Here is a 15,097-nt window from a genome sequence, read left to right as displayed (position 1 = left end):
TCATGGTTTTAGACAAAAACACCGCCAAAAAAACAGCCGAGCTTCTACTGCAAATTAATGCAATAAAGTTGAAACCCGAAAATCCATTTACATGGGCTTCCGGATGGAAATCGCCTATCTATTGTGACAATAGAATTCTGCTTTCTTACCCGGCCATTCGCAACTTTGTAAAAGAAGAAATCGCCAAGCAAGTTGAAAGCCTATATGGTAAACCAGATGTCATCGCTGGGGTAGCTACAGGTGCGATTGGTATTGGTGCCCTGGTTGCCGATGTTTTAGGCCTTCCGTTTATTTATGTGCGACCAGAACCCAAAAAACATGGGCGACAGAATCAAGTAGAGGGCAAGCTGGAAGCCAACCAGACCGTAGTGGTCATAGAAGACCTGATAAGCACCGGAAAAAGTAGCTTGAACGCCGTTGATGCCCTTCTTGAATCTGGGGCGAACGTAAAAGGAATGCTGGCTATCTTCACCTACGGTTTTGATGTGGCGGAAGACAATTTTAAATCCAAAGAACTAGACCTTCATACACTCAGTGATTATGAGCATTTAATTCAACAGGCTTCAGAAACTCACTTCGTCAAAGAAGAACAGTTAAATACACTAAGAGAATGGAGAACAAACCCTTCTCAATGGCAAAATTAGACTTATGCATATAGAAACCCCTAATACCGTCGTACCAAAAGGAAACCAAGAAGTTTACGAATTCTTGACCGACCTGAAAAACTTCGAGAAGCTCATGCCAGAGAATATCGATAAGTTCGAAGTTATCAATGAAGACCGGTTTCTTTTCGCACTTAAGGGCATGCCCGAAATAGTACTTCAAAGAAAAGAGCAAATACCTTATAACAAAATCGTTTTGGGCGCCGCTAGTGACAAACTTCCTTTTTCATTAACCGCCCATATAAATTCGGTGGGTGATACCTCAAGTGAGGTGTCATTAAGTTTCGAAGGTCAGTTCAATGCTATGATGGCGATGATGGTCAAAAAACCGATTACCAACTTTATGGGTACCCTAAGCAGCAATCTGTCCAAAATATAACTGCGACTGGCCCGCTTGATTTTACGCTCAGTAAAGGAGTTTGATTTCCTTTAGTCCGAAGTTTTGAATTATTTGGTCTTCCAACTCTACTATCAGACTACCGTCACTGGAGACCCCTCTGATAAAACCCATAAACAAATCACCCCCTTTACTCTCAAAGGTCGATGGTTTATCTTTACGGAAAAGAACATTTTCATAACGCTTCCATAATCTTGCCATACCTTTGTTGGCCGATAAGTCAAACAAAATTTGAAGTTTTTTTAAAATTAGGGTGAGTAATTCTTCGATGTCATAAGATTTACCTAACAACATTTTTAAGGAAGCTGCGTTCTGTAAGTTAGGAAAATTGGTTTGGTTAACATTTAACCCAATACCGATGATGGCCGATTTAATTTGAGATTCGCGTAATTGATTTTCAATTAAGATGCCACATATTTTATAAGAACCTGACAGAATGTCGTTGGGCCACTTTATTTTTAAATCAGGCACCCCTATGGCGCTCAAACTGTCATAAATGGCCAAAGAGGCACAGATATTGAGACTATAAGAATCAGTTGGAAAAAGACTTAAATTGTTTTTTAATACGCTTAAAATCAAGTTTTTACCTTCTTCTGACGACCATTTAGCACCCATTTGACCCTTACCTTTGGTTTGGCTTTTGGCAACAACGGCGGTAAAGTCGGGCAGAGTCTCTTGAGAGGCCAAATTTTTCAAATAGTCATTGGTCGATTCCGTGGCATTAAGTTTGATTAAATGCATAAACTATGGTTTTCGCAGATAATACCTTTATTGGGGAAAAATCTGAACCTAAAAGAACAAAAAAATAAATAACTTTGTAGAAACTAAAATTTTTGAATGCAAGAAAGCAAATCCAGTGCAGATGAATTAATTGCAGTGATCTTACAGGGGATTGAGGAAGTCAAAGGACAAGATATTAGTTTACTCGACCTAAGAGATATTGAAAATACCGTTTGTGACTACTTTATAATATGTAATGGTACTTCTAATACACATGTTAACGCAATAGTAGGATCAATCCGAAAAACCGTAAGCAAAGCTATCAAAGACAAGCCTTGGCATGTAGAGGGCGAAGATAATGCCGAGTGGGTTTTAATGGATTATGTAAATGTCGTTGTACATGTTTTCCAGAAACATATTCGTGAATTTTATGACATTGAGGGGCTTTGGGGCGATGCCAAAGTAACTTCGGTAGAAAGTAGTTTAAACCAGTAAAAAAGAATAATGGCTAAAGATAACAATACAAACCCTAAAAAACCTAAGTTCAGCTCGTGGTGGATTTACGGATTGATTGCGGTACTTTTATTAGGTTTTCAGTTTTTAGGAAGCGGTAATTTCGCCAGCACCAAAAAAACGACCACCTCAGAATTACAGGAATATCTGAGAAACGGTGATGTCAAAGAAATTATGATCATCACCAACACTAGACAGGCAAAGGTTTTTCTAACGGAAGAAGCGCTCGCCAAAGATGTTCATAAAGAAGTAAATGACAAACCCTTCTTACCTTCAACAGGGGCTACACCTCAGTATGTGTTAGATTATGGTGATCTTCAGAATTTCGAGAATGAAATCAAAAATATCAAGAAAGAGAACAATCTTGACACCATCGTAGATTACGATACCGACAACAATTATTTAATGGATCTGTTGTTGGGTATTCTGCCCTTTGTGTTGATTATCGGAATTTGGATTTACCTGATGCGCAGAATGTCAGGTGGTGGTGGAGCTGGCGCTGGTGGCCAAATTTTTAATATTGGTAAGTCAAAGGCGAAGCTTTTCGACGAAAAAACCGATACCCGCACATCCTTTAAAGATGTCGCAGGTCTCGAAGGGGCCAAAGAAGAAGTAGAGGAAATTGTTGAATTCCTGAAAAACCCGGATAAGTATACTTCTCTTGGAGGTAAAATACCGAAAGGGGCACTGCTCGTAGGCCCTCCGGGAACAGGTAAGACCTTATTGGCCAAAGCGGTTGCAGGGGAAGCCAAAGTACCTTTCTTTTCGCTATCAGGTTCCGATTTTGTAGAAATGTTTGTAGGTGTCGGTGCTTCGAGGGTGCGTGATTTGTTCAAACAAGCTAAGGACAAATCGCCGGCTATTATATTTATCGATGAAATCGATGCTATTGGTAGGGCCCGTGGAAAAAACAATTTTACCGGCAGTAACGACGAACGTGAAAACACGCTAAACCAGTTATTGACAGAAATGGATGGTTTCGGCACTAATACCAACGTTATCGTATTGGCCGCAACGAACCGCGCCGATGTGTTGGATAAAGCTTTGATGCGGGCAGGTCGTTTCGATAGACAGATTTATGTCGACCTACCGGATATCAGGGAAAGAAAAGAGATTTTCGAAGTGCATCTAAGACCTATTAAAACCGCTGAAGCCTTAGATTTAGAGTTCTTGGCACGTCAAACCCCCGGTTTTTCAGGGGCTGATATAGCTAACGTATGTAATGAAGCTGCTCTTATTGCTGCTAGAAAAGAACGTAAAGCGGTAACCAAACAAGACTTTTTAGATGCTGTGGACAGAATCGTTGGTGGTCTTGAAAAGAAAAATAAGATAATTACACCTGGCGAGAAAAAGACCATTGCCTTTCACGAAGCGGGTCACGCTACGGTCAGCTGGATGTTGGAGCATGCCGCCCCGCTTGTTAAAGTGACTATTGTACCTAGGGGTCAATCATTGGGTGCTGCTTGGTACTTACCGGAAGAGCGACTAATCGTTCGTCCTGAGCAAATGCTTGATGAAATGTGCGCTACCATGGGTGGTCGTGCTGCAGAAAAGGTAATTTTTGACAAGATTTCAACTGGCGCCCTTAGTGATCTCGAAAAGGTGACCAAACAAGCTAGGGCCATGGTCACTATATATGGTTTAAACGATGAAATCGGCAACCTTACCTATTACGATTCATCAGGACAAGAGTCCTATGGCTTTACCAAACCGTATAGCGATGAGACTGCCAAGAAAATAGATCAAGAGATTTCAAAAATTATCGAGGAGCAATACCAAAGGGCGATAAAAGTTTTGACCGACAATAAAGACAAACTAACTACCTTGGCCGAAAGGTTATTGGATAAAGAGGTTATTTTTAAGGAAGATTTGGAGAAAATTTTCGGGAAAAGACCTTTCGATAAAGAGTTTGATGAAAAGGGTCAAGAAAAGCTTGATGACAAAAACGTCGATGATACCGAGGTCGCGGGTACTTTGGCCGAAGAAGGTGAAGAAAAATAAATCATTTAATTTAACGTTTTCTATAACTTAGGGAAACGAATACATATAGAGTTATAATACCAAATGGGGCTATTTGACAAATTATTTGGTGGAGGCAACAAGAAAAAGGTTTCCAAAGAAACAGCAGAGACCCGAGGAGCCCACATGCCAGACCTGAACATTCCCGTTGACGAAAAATTTACCATACATTTCAAAAAAAATGGTGGTAAATTTCTCTATTGTGACTCTTTCACCGAAATATCCCAAGCCCTTAAAAACATCATCACAGAGAATAACTGGCAAGACCATCCTTTCTTTGTGCTGGATTCTAAATTAAAAGACAAGTTTGGTAAAGAAAAGGTGAAATTTACCCATCGAAGTGCCGATAGTGATGTTTTCTTTACGACTTGTGAGCATCTTGTAGCCCAGAATGGATCTATTTTGGTCTGCTCGAATCAGCTAATGGAAAAAAAGCTTCACGAACTGCCATATAACGTTATCGTGTTTGCAACCACCAGTCAATTGGTAGAGTCTATTGGTGAAGGTCTCAAGACCATCAAGAAGAAATACAGTGGCAGAATTCCTGCCAATATTACCACCTTAAAACATTTTCAGGCCAACGAAGAAAATTCAGATGATTTTCTAACTTACGGGAGTAGTTCCAAAAATCTGTATCTTTTACTTTTGGAAGACCTGTAAATTATGAGGGAAATACTTCGGCGTTCACTTACTGGGGCAGTTTATATTGTGCTACTATTATCCGTGGTATTTTTAAGCTCCGACGCCTTTGATTTTTTATTCATGGTTTTCGGCCTCGCCTGTCTTAATGAATATAAAAAGCTCGTTGGCCTAAGAGGGTTACATATTTACTTTGCCTATTTAGTTCTATGGTGGGCATTCATCTATTTTGTAACCGACATGTGGCCTGTTTACACCCTTTTAGGGTGCACCTTGGCAACCAACGCTGCCCTCTTATTTTACCTTTTCAACAAAAAAGAAAGACTTTTCAATACTCTTCAAAAATTCATTATTGGCCTTTTCTATATTGGTGGGGGATTTATTTTTCTTACCATGATACCTTATACCAATGATGACTTTGTGAAGTTCCTTATAATAGGTATTTTTATCCTGATTTGGGTGAACGATTCTTTTGCCTACATTACAGGTAAAGCGTTTGGAAAACATAAGCTTTTTGGACGAGTTTCTCCCAAAAAAACAGTGGAGGGAGCGCTCGGAGGCTTGATTTTCGCCATGGGAACTGCCTACTTTTTAGGAAAATACGAACCCATAGTTACACCGATGCAATGGGTACTTTTAGCAATCGTAATTGTAGTTGCCGGTAGTTTAGGCGACCTTGTGGAATCAAAATTAAAAAGAGCCGCAGGAGTTAAGGATAGCGGAGCACTTTTACCAGGTCATGGCGGAATGTTGGATCGTTTAGATAGTTTAGTATTTGCGGCGCCATATGCCTTTTTAACATTAAAGATTATTGACTATGTTTCATAGAGAGGGTCAAAAAATAATACTGACCACTTTTTTTATAGTTTGCGCCATCATCTTGGTTTCGCAATTCTACGTTGATATAATGTGGCTTAGATGGGGATTGCAATTATTGGCGGTTGTTCTTTTGATTCTCATTCTCCAATTTTTTCGTAATCCGACAAGGAGGGCAGCTAAGACCTTTGATGAAATTCTTGCCCCTGTCGATGGTAAGGTCGTGGTTATTGAAGAGGTTGAAGAAACCGAATACTTTAATGATAGAAGAAGACAGGTATCTATTTTTATGTCGCCAACCAATGTACATGTAACAAGATATCCTGCTAGCGGTAGTGTCAAATTCTCTAAATACCACCCCGGAAAATATTTGGTAGCGTGGCACCCCAAATCGAGCACTGAAAACGAACGTACAACTGTTGTCATACGCACTCCGAAATTCGGGGATATTTTATACCGTCAAATAGCCGGGGCCCTTGCCAGAAGAATTGTCAACTATGCCGAGATCGGGGAAAGTGTTCAACAGGGCGAAGATGCCGGTTTTATCAAGTTTGGTTCAAGGGTCGACTTATTTCTACCTCTAGACTGTGCCGTAACAGTAAAACTTAACCAAAAAGTAGTTGGGGCAAAGACATGTATAGCAGCTGTTGTAAAGAAAGATGAAGAAGGAGAAATTGCATACTGATTTTGCAGAAGCGGTCGAGTATATAAACAATTATACCGATCCGTTACCGGCAGACCTATTGCTAAAACTGTATGCTTACTACAAGATTGCAAACAAAAACTATAGTAGCCCCGATAGTAAAGTGCCCCTTATCAATGCCTTTAAAGCCAATGCTCTGATACAAGCGAAAAACATGGGGCGAGAAGATGCCATGAAGGCTTATATAAAACTCGTTAAAACAGAGGTGAAGAATTAATTACTTTAAAAAAGCAGTAATTACTATTCGTAAAGGTCTGACAAATCTGCTTGGCATAAATCCAGAACAAAATCGCCCATTTTAGAAGTAATATCCTTAAAAAAGCGTTCGCCTTTTTCTTTTGTAGCTTTTTCGGGATTACCAACTCCAGTATCTTCCGTTACCTGAGACCATTTTCTTTCGGCCCACGCCCAACCTTCTTTAAAAGCCTGAATTTTATATTTTTTTGAGGCCCCACTACCCCATTTGTCTTTTGACAGCACCAAGTCAGGTCTGAGATAGAGCATTAGACTGGTTTCCATCTCATCGGCATGATCACCTTCTTCCTCAAAATAATTACGCTTATTTACCACCTGAGGAAAAAAGCTGAAACTTATAAACATCTTCGGAAATTTCAGTCCTAATTCACGAACCAAAGGCTTAAAGTCATTTCCTCCATGACCATTAAAAATCAAAAGCTTATAAATGCCTTGGCGATTCAGCACCTCAACAATATCGGTAAGAATTGCCAATTGGGTACTTGGGTTCAAGTTTATATCTAAATAAATATCAGACTGCCCTGTATTGACCCCAAATGGAAGTACAGGCAATACTATGGGCCTACCCCCTTTTTCCCAAGCATGCTTGGCCATTTCCGCCACCATATGTTCTGCCTGTATATTATCAGTGGCATAGGGTAAATGATAATTATGTGCTTCGGTTGCGCCCCAAGGTAAGATTACCATATCAAACGATGCACTTTTAAGGGCTTCCCAATTGGTTTCGGCCAGAATATAAGGTCTCATAAAGTATTTGATTCTAAACAAACTTAGCAAAGCTCTAGATAAATATAACCCCTTGCCTAGAATTTATTTTTAGAATTTAATTACAGAGGCTAAGGACAGACCTAGACGACCCAACCCTTACCGAAGGTTTTATTTTCAATGAAGGCGAAATAGACAGAGCATATTACAGTCACAAAAAAATAAGTCAAAACCAACCAACTACCAAATGAGAAAAATTGATTGATTCCGAACCAATCGCCATTAAAAGTCACAAACAAAATACCTACAATACCCCTAAATAGTTCTATATAAACACCATAGTTCAATTGATCCATAAGGCTGGTGTATCCATAGATACCAACAAATACAAAAGTGCCAAACAAGAGAAGACCACTAAAACCTATTGCCTCGAAATTATAGAACATAAACCATAGAAAGCATAAGGTCACTATTAACTGAAAGATAATATATGCCTTAAATGCCGGAGTTGAAGGTGTACTATATCTCTTAAAATTATAAACATCTTTTATCGTTTCGACGGGATATTTTGATTTTACGTCAGCAGGTCTCCAACCTGTTGGCATGAACCAAATTCTTAATTTGTCTTTCAGGCTCTTGGTACGCCAAGCATCTTGAACCAACCTATATAAATGTTGAAAATTGATTCTTATAGGGTTCCAGGTACGAGGTTGCTTTAGAACACCATATTGCGGAGGAACGTGATCTAATTCTTCTTGAAAAGTACCAAACCACCGATCCCAAACACATAAAACCTGACCTAAATTTTTATCTATATACTCAGGATTGATGGCGTGATGCACCCGGTGTTGCGATGGTGTTACCAAAACATACTCTAAGAAACCAAGCTTTCCGATATGTTGGGTATGATACCAAAATTGAGCAAACAAGTGTACGGGCGCTAAAATCGCAATTACCTCATTCGGTACCCCAAGAATAGCTGCTGGCAAAAGAAAAAGCGAAAAATAGCCTATAAGGTTTGATATGGGCTGTCTTAATGCACAAGCCAAGTTAAACTCTTCACTACTATGGTGAATTACGTGTTGATTCCAAAAAATATTGATTTTATGGCTTAACCTATGGTTCCAATAGCCTGCAAAGTCAATCGTCAGAAAGGCAATTAACCAGACCAACCAAGTTGATTCGAATTCGGTAATGGCCAAATGGTCACTTAAAAAAGGATAAGAAATGAGAACCAGACCAAGCCCTAGGGTATCTTTAATGATATTAGTAAAACCTGAACTGATACTTGCAACCGAATCAAGCACCTTGTGTTTTTGGTCTTTTTTAAAATAGCCGTAAGCTATTTCAATCAACAATAAAATGACAAAAAAAGGAATGGCGTACAATAAGGCCGTGGCATATGTTTCCAAACTTCAAGTTTTAAAATCAAGTTATCTATAGATATCACTCTTTTAATTGAAAGGACCGACCATTATATGTGCCCGAAAAGTACCTGGATCCATCAACCAAGGCATTCCTTTTTCGTGGGGCTTGGTCGGCAGTCCCGTAGATTTGGCTGTAGCGAAAGGCGTGTAAATTACATAGCGATATTGCCCATCACTTAATTCGCCCGTCTGTTTATCATAAGCATCGTCACTCCCGTAATAAACGTACATCATACTCGGTGCCAATGGCATCTGCCATTTGCCTGCAGAGACCTCAGCACCTTGAATTTCTCTTTTCTCCTTTGTATTCTTACCCTCTAAGGTCAACTCCCGACCTCTCTTCATAAAAGGCTCAAGTTCTTTGGAATAACACGCCACACTAATACCTTCAACTTTCGGGTCATCGCAAAGACAAATTAAATTGTTGGTACCCTCGCGCAACACCACCAACTCCCCTTTTGGCGAATAGCCATAAACCGTAGTTGTTTCTTTGTCCCCTTCTGGTACAGGAATCAAAGCGGTGGCTATCTGAACCTCTTTCGGCAAGATAGTTTGTTCTTGAGAACATAAAAATTGAACCGACCCTAAAACCAGTACTAAAAGAAGACTCCTCATTTGTTCGTGTTTCTTTTAAATATACAAAAAATGTAGGTTTCTGTGAGTGGAAGGAGATGATAGAATAAAAAGCAGAAACCCCTATGCGAACTGACTCGGGGGGAACATTATCAATAATCGCACAAACGGGGTTTCCATTAACTAAAGAAATACGGTCTTCGTTCCGAAAGACTCAGGGCAATAAACTTAATCCTAAAAACAAAAATTAAAAACTCTTAGAAAGTTGCGGTAAAGATAAGTTATAAATGAATATGTATTCACTAATAAATGTTAAAAAATCATGCTTTGATAGCATCCCAGCAAATAGTAAAGGTCTGTCTTATAATTTCTGGGGTTAAGCCTATATTTTTATAAACCAAGTGCCTGGCCAAATTGTCTACATAGCCATACATCAACGGCAGTAATATGTCGTTGCTTAAATCTTTTACTATCAGCTCTTCCTTTCCGGCATCAAGCAGTTTTAAGATGTGCAGGACAAACTCTCTATCCATCATCTTGGCATCATCACTTAAATAAGGAGAGTACCTAAACTCATGCATAAAGGCAACTTCGGCACTATTGGCCATCCTGAAATTAAGAACGTTCGACCAAATGTTGAACAGTTGTTGTTTGATGGGGAGGTGACTAATAGCAGGTAACAATGAGAGTGTACCCTCGGATATAAGCCTCTTGTAAAGGTCGTTCAGTAATTGCTCTTTACTATTAAAATAGACATAGAGCGTACCACTTGCAATATTCGCTTTGTCGGCTATAGCGGACATTGTCAGCTTATTAAGGCCTATCTCTTCGGTCAGCTCAATAGCAGAGTTGAATATGGCCTCAATCTTAGCATCATCTTTAAGTCTCACACAGCTAAGATAGCAATTTAACCGAATACACATTCATTAATATTCAGGCTTATTTAAAAATTAATGAGGAAACCTCAAGAATTTAACTAAAAGAGCAAGTGTATCAATGCATTAGCAAGACTTTTAAATACCAACCTTACTTATTCCAAATTCGCCAGACTTTTCTCTAATGTTTCGATTTTAGCTTCTGCGTCAGTTTGCTTTTTTCGCTCAATCTCAATTACTTTTTCCGGCGCATTGGCCACAAATCTCTCATTGGCCAATTTTTTCTGTACCGATTGCAAGAAACCTTTGGTGTATTTTAGTTCTTCCTTAATTTTCTTTATCTCTGCCTCGACATCTATTGCTTCCGCCATAGGAACGAAATACTCGTTACTTTTAACCCTAAATGATAATGACCCATCAACGGACGCATCTACATAGGAGAGTTCTGCAATATTGGTCAATTTGATGATTACCTCATCCCACATTTTTGAAGCATTCTCTTCGTTCAAAATGAACAGGTTTAAAGAATCTTTATTAGGAATGTTCTTTTCCTTACGGATATTACGAATACCTGATACCACTTCTGTAGCAAAATCAAATTCTTCGATTACACTCCTATCCACAGCAGACAATTTTGGCCATTCTGAAGCAATAAGCGCCTCTTCAGGTGAACGTTCTTTGATATGCTGCCAAACCTCTTCGGTCAAGAACGGCATAAAAGGATGTAATAATTTTAAATTCTGTTCGAAAAGAGCAATAACCTCATCAAAGGTAACGCGGTCGATAGGCTTTTGGTAATCCGGTTTTATAATCTCTAATAGCCAAGAGCTATAATCGTCCCAAACAAGTTTATAAATAGCCATTAAAGCATCTGAAATTCTGTATTTGCTAAAATGGTCTTCTATTTCGGCCAAAGTACTATTGAATTTCGCCTTGTACCATTCTATGCCCAATCGAGACGCTTCCGGTTGGGGAATATCGGCAATCTCCCATCCTTTTAAAAGTCTGAAACCATTCCAGATTTTATTGGCAAAATTTTTGCCCTGCTGGCATAAATCTTCATCGAACATAAGGTCGTTACCTGCTGCAGAACTTAACAAGAGACCTACCCTAACACCATCCGCGCCATAATTCTCAATCAATTGTAGGGCATCAGGAGAGTTACCCAACGATTTTGACATTTTGCGTCGCTGCTTGTCACGAACCAAACCGGTAAAATATACATTCTTAAAGGGTCGCTCATCACGGTATTCATATCCGGAAATAATCATTCGCGCCACCCAAAAGAATATAATATCGGGGCCTGTAACCAAATCACTGGTAGGATAATAATAATCGACCTCTTCATTATCCGGCTCAAGTATTCCGTTGAATACACTAATTGGCCATAGCCATGAAGAGAACCAAGTGTCCAATACATCTTCGTCTTGCCTCAAATCCTCAATGGTAAAGTCTGAATTGCCAGACTTCTCTTTTGCCAATTGCAAAGCTTCTTCGATAGTTTCTCCCACAACGAAGTCGTCTTGGCCATCACCAAAATAATATGCCGGTATTTGCTGACCCCACCATAATTGCCGCGAGATATTCCAATCGCGGATATTCTCCATCCAATGGCGGTAAGTATTTTCAAACTTTTTAGGAAAGAACTTCACCTCTTCGGTTTCAAGTACCGCTTTCAAAGCAGGCTTTACCAGTTCTTCCATTTTAAGAAACCATTGATCGCTAAGACGTGGTTCTATAACCGCTTTGGTACGCTCAGAGGTACCCACCTTATTTACATAGTTTTCCTTTTTAAGCAGAAAACCTTTTTCTTCAAGCTCTTTTGATATCTCTTTGCGTACTAGGAATCGGTCTTTTCCTTGGTAATGAAGACCGAAAGAGTTTAAGGTCGCATTCGCATTAAAAATATCGATGGTTTCAAGATTATGCTTTTCACCCAAGGCCTTATCGTTGACATCATGGGCCGGGGTTATTTTTAAACAACCGGTACCAAACTCGATATCGACATACTCATCTTCTATGATGGGAATGACTCTATTACAGATAGGCACTATCGCTTTTTTGCCTTTCAAATGCTTATAGCGTTCATCGTTTGGGTTGATACAAATTGCCGTGTCGCCCAAAATGGTTTCCGGTCTTGTCGTAGCAATGGTCACCTTTTCATCACTACCCTCAATTGCATAATTTAGATAATAAAGTAAGCCTTGTCTTTCTTCATAAATAACTTCTTCGTCGGAAAGAGTTGTCAAAGCCTCTGGATCCCAGTTGACCATTCGGTGACCCCGATAGATCAATCCTTTTTTATAAAGATCCACGAATACCTTGATGACCGATTTGTACATATCGTCATCCATTGTAAATTTGGTACGGTTCCAATCACATGAACAGCCCAATTTTTTAAGCTGTTCCAAAATTACCCCACCGTATTCGTTCGTCCAATCCCAAGCGTGCTTCAAGAATTCATCACGGCTCAAATCGGTTTTCTCTACACCTTCAGCCTTTAATTTGGCAACCACTTTTGCTTCGGTTGCGATACTGGCATGATCCATTCCCGGAACCCAGCAAGCATTCTTGCCCATCAGCCTAGCCCTTCTAATCAAAACGTCTTGCAGCGTGTTATTAAGCATATGCCCCATATGCAATACGCCTGTTACGTTTGGGGGAGGTATAACTATGGTATACGGTTCTCTATTATCAGGTGTTGATGAGAAGTAATTATGCTGCATCCAATAGTCGTACCAGTGGTTTTCCGCTTTGCGCGGATCATATTTTGAAGGGATTTCCATATTTTTGGAACGGTTTTTGACTGAAAAGTGTCGGTCAAAAAGAAAGACCGCTATAGAAGTTTCATTGTTAATAAATATGGGCAATTTTGCCCTTTTTGAAATACGAAACAAAAATAAGTAACGTTAACTGATAACAAAAGAATTTTGGAGGTTCATCTGAAAAGATTTATTTTTGAGATTCCCTAAATTTAAAAAGATGAAAAAAATAGTACTTGTATTATTTGTCGGCCTCATGGGCTTAACTCTAACCGCCCAAGAAAAAGCCGCTAAAATCGAATTTAAGACGGAGACCGTAGACTACGGAGAGATAGCCAAAGGTTCTGATGGTGTAAGAGTTTTTGAATTCACCAATACCGGTGAATCTCCTTTGATCATTAGCAAGGTAAGCTCTAGCTGCGGATGCACTATACCAAAGAAACCGGAAGAGCCAATTTTACCAGGAAAAACTGGTGAAATTCAAGTTAAATATGATACCAACCGCGTAGGACCGATTAGAAAGGCCATTACGGTCATTTCCAATGCCGATACACCTACTAAGGTTTTAAAAATTAAAGGAGAGGTTAAGGCTACCGAAGGCAAGTAACCTTCAAATCAACAATAAAATAAAAAACCCTGATTAAAAATCAGGGTTTTTTATTTCAGCACATTTTTAAGAACGAAGGTAAAAAGCAAATCAGAATTATACCTACCTACCAAGAGCTTGATTCGCTTTCCTTCCTTATCGTTCAACATATTCATGACCTGCTGTAGTTTGTAGCGGTGTATTCGTTTACCATTTACCGCAAGTACCACATCGCCCTCTCTTAGACCGGCCTCATGAGCAGGGCTACCTGTTCGAATTGCGGAGATAACTATTTCCGGCACCAAACTTAATTTGGCCTGTGATTCAAAAAGCAACTGCACATCTCCAAAGCTTTTTTCCTCATTTCTCACCACACCTCTAGAATCAGCAATGCTTTCAGCAATGTAACGCATACCATTATGCTGAAGATCTAAGCCACTGAGATTATATTGAAAAGGTCGCTCGAAATACTTATTTTTCTTAAAGATGACCTTACCCCTACTATAGTCAAAAACCACGTTAAAACGCTTAAGAACCTCCCCTCCAAGACTTCCATTTCTGCTACCCAAACTTGTTAGAGAACTAAAAGATTTTTTATCAGGAAAGGCTGCCTTGGCATTTTTAATAGAGAAAGAACCGATGTCCAAACCATCGATCTTGGTGCGTTTTCCGTAAACTTCGCCGTTCAAACCTTTTCCCAAAAACACCTCATAGTTTTTTTCTGGTACACTGATTTGATCATCTTCAAACAACCAGATAGAATCGCTACTACCGGTATCGACCAATAAGGTCACCGGAAAATCTTCTAAATTATTTAGATGGACGTTCCCTTCCAAAAAGGCCTTCTTTTTATTGATTTCCAATGGTAAGGTCTGGGCGGTTCTATCTTTTCGATACTTATAAGTTTCGGGGCGAAAAAACTTAATTACCTTTCTACTGTAGTTGATATCCACCACAAAATCGCGAAAAAGCTCGTAACCCATGATGCCGTGAATGGTCATGCCAACCATTGGCGAAAGGTTAATGCTTTTGTCCATCACCACATATAACCGTTGGTCTAAGTTGGTAATATTATTGAGTCTAAAAGTATTGTTTTTTGAACTCAAGGCCTTAATGGGCTCTCCATGCCCCACCCCTCTTATTGTTATTTCAGAGACATTATTTATTTGAAGGGAATCTAAATCTGAAATGTTAAAGAGAATAGGCTGGCTCACCCCCGAATCCAACAAAAAATTAAGCTTTGACCCATTAACTTCAATTGGCAATACGATAAGATTGTTCACCAACTCGAACCTTAGCTTTTCAGAATCCTTACTTTTTGGCAAATCGAACTGTTGTGCCTCAGCGAAAAAGGGCAGCAGAGCTATAAAAATGATAATATGTAGAAGGGAACGATTCAACTTTCTTCAAATTAAACCTTCAATTCTTATCAATTTACAAATATT

16 protein-coding genes are annotated in these 15,097 nt (G+C 39.4%); 9 read left to right on the top strand and 7 right to left on the bottom strand.

All coding sequences use genetic code 11. The annotated features are described in order from the left end of the window. The first annotated feature begins 2 nt into the window (after positions 1–2). Positions 3–644 (top strand): orotate phosphoribosyltransferase, encoded by a 642-nt coding sequence (pyrE, locus tag IL356_RS13205; RefSeq protein WP_121848053.1) that lies wholly within the window; start codon positions 3–5, stop codon positions 642–644. A gap of 4 nt (positions 645–648) precedes the next feature. Then, positions 649–1,041 (top strand): SRPBCC family protein, encoded by a 393-nt coding sequence (locus tag IL356_RS13200; RefSeq protein WP_121848052.1) that lies wholly within the window; start codon positions 649–651, stop codon positions 1,039–1,041. Between the two features lie 27 nt (positions 1,042–1,068). On the opposite strand, the gene IL356_RS13195 is transcribed toward IL356_RS13200, so the two are convergent. Continuing rightward, positions 1,069–1,800 (bottom strand): biotin--[acetyl-CoA-carboxylase] ligase, encoded by a 732-nt coding sequence (locus tag IL356_RS13195; protein ID WP_121848051.1) that lies wholly within the window; start codon positions 1,798–1,800, stop codon positions 1,069–1,071. 96 nt (positions 1,801–1,896) lie between these two features. On the opposite strand from IL356_RS13195, the gene rsfS reads away from it, so the two are divergent. From rsfS to IL356_RS13165, 6 genes are all read left to right on the top strand, one after another. Beyond that, entirely contained in the window at positions 1,897–2,274 is a 378-nt protein-coding gene (rsfS, locus tag IL356_RS13190) for a ribosome silencing factor (RefSeq protein WP_121848050.1), read from the top strand. Between the two features lie 9 nt (positions 2,275–2,283). Beyond that, positions 2,284–4,293, top strand: a complete 2,010-nt coding sequence (gene ftsH / locus IL356_RS13185; RefSeq protein WP_121848049.1) for an ATP-dependent zinc metalloprotease FtsH — start codon at positions 2,284–2,286, stop codon at positions 4,291–4,293. A 63-nt stretch (positions 4,294–4,356) separates the two neighbouring features. After that, the gene (locus IL356_RS13180; protein ID WP_121848048.1) at positions 4,357–4,971 is read left to right on the top strand and encodes an LUD domain-containing protein; all 615 of its coding nucleotides are present in this window, start codon (positions 4,357–4,359) and stop codon (positions 4,969–4,971) included. Positions 4,972–4,974: 3 nt separating this feature from the next. Then, positions 4,975–5,778 carry a phosphatidate cytidylyltransferase gene (locus IL356_RS13175; protein WP_121848047.1) on the top strand — a complete coding sequence of 268 codons (804 nt, stop codon included), beginning with the start codon at positions 4,975–4,977 and terminating at the stop codon, positions 5,776–5,778. Continuing rightward, positions 5,768–6,451 carry a phosphatidylserine decarboxylase family protein gene (locus tag IL356_RS13170; protein ID WP_121848046.1) on the top strand — a complete coding sequence of 228 codons (684 nt, stop codon included), beginning with the start codon at positions 5,768–5,770 and terminating at the stop codon, positions 6,449–6,451. Before IL356_RS13175 ends, IL356_RS13170 begins: the two co-directional genes overlap by 11 nt. Continuing rightward, complete coding sequence (locus IL356_RS13165) at positions 6,426–6,686, top strand: acyl-CoA-binding protein (protein WP_121848045.1); 261 nt, start codon at positions 6,426–6,428, stop codon at positions 6,684–6,686. Before IL356_RS13170 ends, IL356_RS13165 begins: the two co-directional genes overlap by 26 nt. Before the next feature lie 23 nt (positions 6,687–6,709). Here the strand turns inward: IL356_RS13165 and IL356_RS13160 are convergent, their stop codons facing one another. The 5 genes from IL356_RS13160 to IL356_RS13140 all read right to left on the bottom strand — a co-directional run bounded on the left by IL356_RS13160 (position 6,710) and on the right by IL356_RS13140 (position 13,090). Then, positions 6,710–7,471, bottom strand: coding sequence for a creatininase family protein (locus tag IL356_RS13160; RefSeq protein WP_121848044.1), 762 nt, complete (start codon positions 7,469–7,471; stop codon positions 6,710–6,712). A 101-nt stretch (positions 7,472–7,572) separates the two neighbouring features. Next, positions 7,573–8,841, bottom strand: a complete 1,269-nt coding sequence (locus IL356_RS13155) for a sterol desaturase family protein (RefSeq protein ID WP_121848043.1) — start codon at positions 8,839–8,841, stop codon at positions 7,573–7,575. Between the two features lie 42 nt (positions 8,842–8,883). After that, the gene (locus tag IL356_RS13150; protein ID WP_121848042.1) at positions 8,884–9,471 is read right to left on the bottom strand and encodes a hypothetical protein; all 588 of its coding nucleotides are present in this window, start codon (positions 9,469–9,471) and stop codon (positions 8,884–8,886) included. Positions 9,472–9,749: 278 nt separating this feature from the next. Then, complete coding sequence (locus IL356_RS13145; RefSeq protein ID WP_162987819.1) at positions 9,750–10,319, bottom strand: TetR/AcrR family transcriptional regulator; 570 nt, start codon at positions 10,317–10,319, stop codon at positions 9,750–9,752. A 140-nt stretch (positions 10,320–10,459) separates the two neighbouring features. After that, a complete protein-coding gene (locus IL356_RS13140) occupies positions 10,460–13,090 on the bottom strand; it encodes a valine--tRNA ligase (protein WP_121850629.1) in 2,631 nt (876 codons plus the stop codon). 196 nt (positions 13,091–13,286) lie between these two features. Here IL356_RS13140 and IL356_RS13135 point away from each other — a divergent pair, with 196 nt between their 5' ends. Further along, positions 13,287–13,673, top strand: coding sequence for a DUF1573 domain-containing protein (locus IL356_RS13135; RefSeq protein ID WP_121848040.1), 387 nt, complete (start codon positions 13,287–13,289; stop codon positions 13,671–13,673). A gap of 50 nt (positions 13,674–13,723) precedes the next feature. Here IL356_RS13135 and IL356_RS13130 read toward each other — a convergent pair whose 3' ends face one another. Then, positions 13,724–15,052 carry an aspartyl protease family protein gene (locus tag IL356_RS13130; RefSeq protein WP_225621497.1) on the bottom strand — a complete coding sequence of 443 codons (1,329 nt, stop codon included), beginning with the start codon at positions 15,050–15,052 and terminating at the stop codon, positions 13,724–13,726. Positions 15,053–15,097: the final 45 nt, after the last annotated feature.

The organism is Euzebyella marina (assembly GCF_014855515.1).
Classification (GTDB): Bacteria; Bacteroidota; Bacteroidia; order Flavobacteriales; family Flavobacteriaceae; genus Euzebyella; species Euzebyella marina.
This window is presented reverse-complemented; position numbering and strand designations above follow the sequence as displayed.

Bases quoted from the DNA above. Each gene is read 5' to 3' on its own strand.
- pyrE (WP_121848053.1), top strand. From the start codon at position 3: ATGGTTTTAGACAAAAACACCGCCAAAAAAACAGCCGAGCTTCTACTG.
- IL356_RS13200 (WP_121848052.1), top strand. From the start codon at position 649: ATGCATATAGAAACCCCTAATACCGTCGTACCAAAAGGAAACCAAGAA.
- IL356_RS13195 (WP_121848051.1), bottom strand. From the start codon at position 1,800: ATGCATTTAATCAAACTTAATGCCACGGAATCGACCAATGACTATTTG.
- rsfS (WP_121848050.1), top strand. From the start codon at position 1,897: ATGCAAGAAAGCAAATCCAGTGCAGATGAATTAATTGCAGTGATCTTA.
- ftsH (WP_121848049.1), top strand. From the start codon at position 2,284: ATGGCTAAAGATAACAATACAAACCCTAAAAAACCTAAGTTCAGCTCG.
- IL356_RS13180 (WP_121848048.1), top strand. From the start codon at position 4,357: ATGGGGCTATTTGACAAATTATTTGGTGGAGGCAACAAGAAAAAGGTT.
- IL356_RS13175 (WP_121848047.1), top strand. From the start codon at position 4,975: ATGAGGGAAATACTTCGGCGTTCACTTACTGGGGCAGTTTATATTGTG.
- IL356_RS13170 (WP_121848046.1), top strand. From the start codon at position 5,768: ATGTTTCATAGAGAGGGTCAAAAAATAATACTGACCACTTTTTTTATA.
- IL356_RS13165 (WP_121848045.1), top strand. From the start codon at position 6,426: ATGAAGAAGGAGAAATTGCATACTGATTTTGCAGAAGCGGTCGAGTAT.
- IL356_RS13160 (WP_121848044.1), bottom strand. From the start codon at position 7,471: ATGAGACCTTATATTCTGGCCGAAACCAATTGGGAAGCCCTTAAAAGT.
- IL356_RS13150 (WP_121848042.1), bottom strand. From the start codon at position 9,471: ATGAGGAGTCTTCTTTTAGTACTGGTTTTAGGGTCGGTTCAATTTTTA.
- IL356_RS13140 (WP_121850629.1), bottom strand. From the start codon at position 13,090: ATGGAAATCCCTTCAAAATATGATCCGCGCAAAGCGGAAAACCACTGG.
- IL356_RS13135 (WP_121848040.1), top strand. From the start codon at position 13,287: ATGAAAAAAATAGTACTTGTATTATTTGTCGGCCTCATGGGCTTAACT.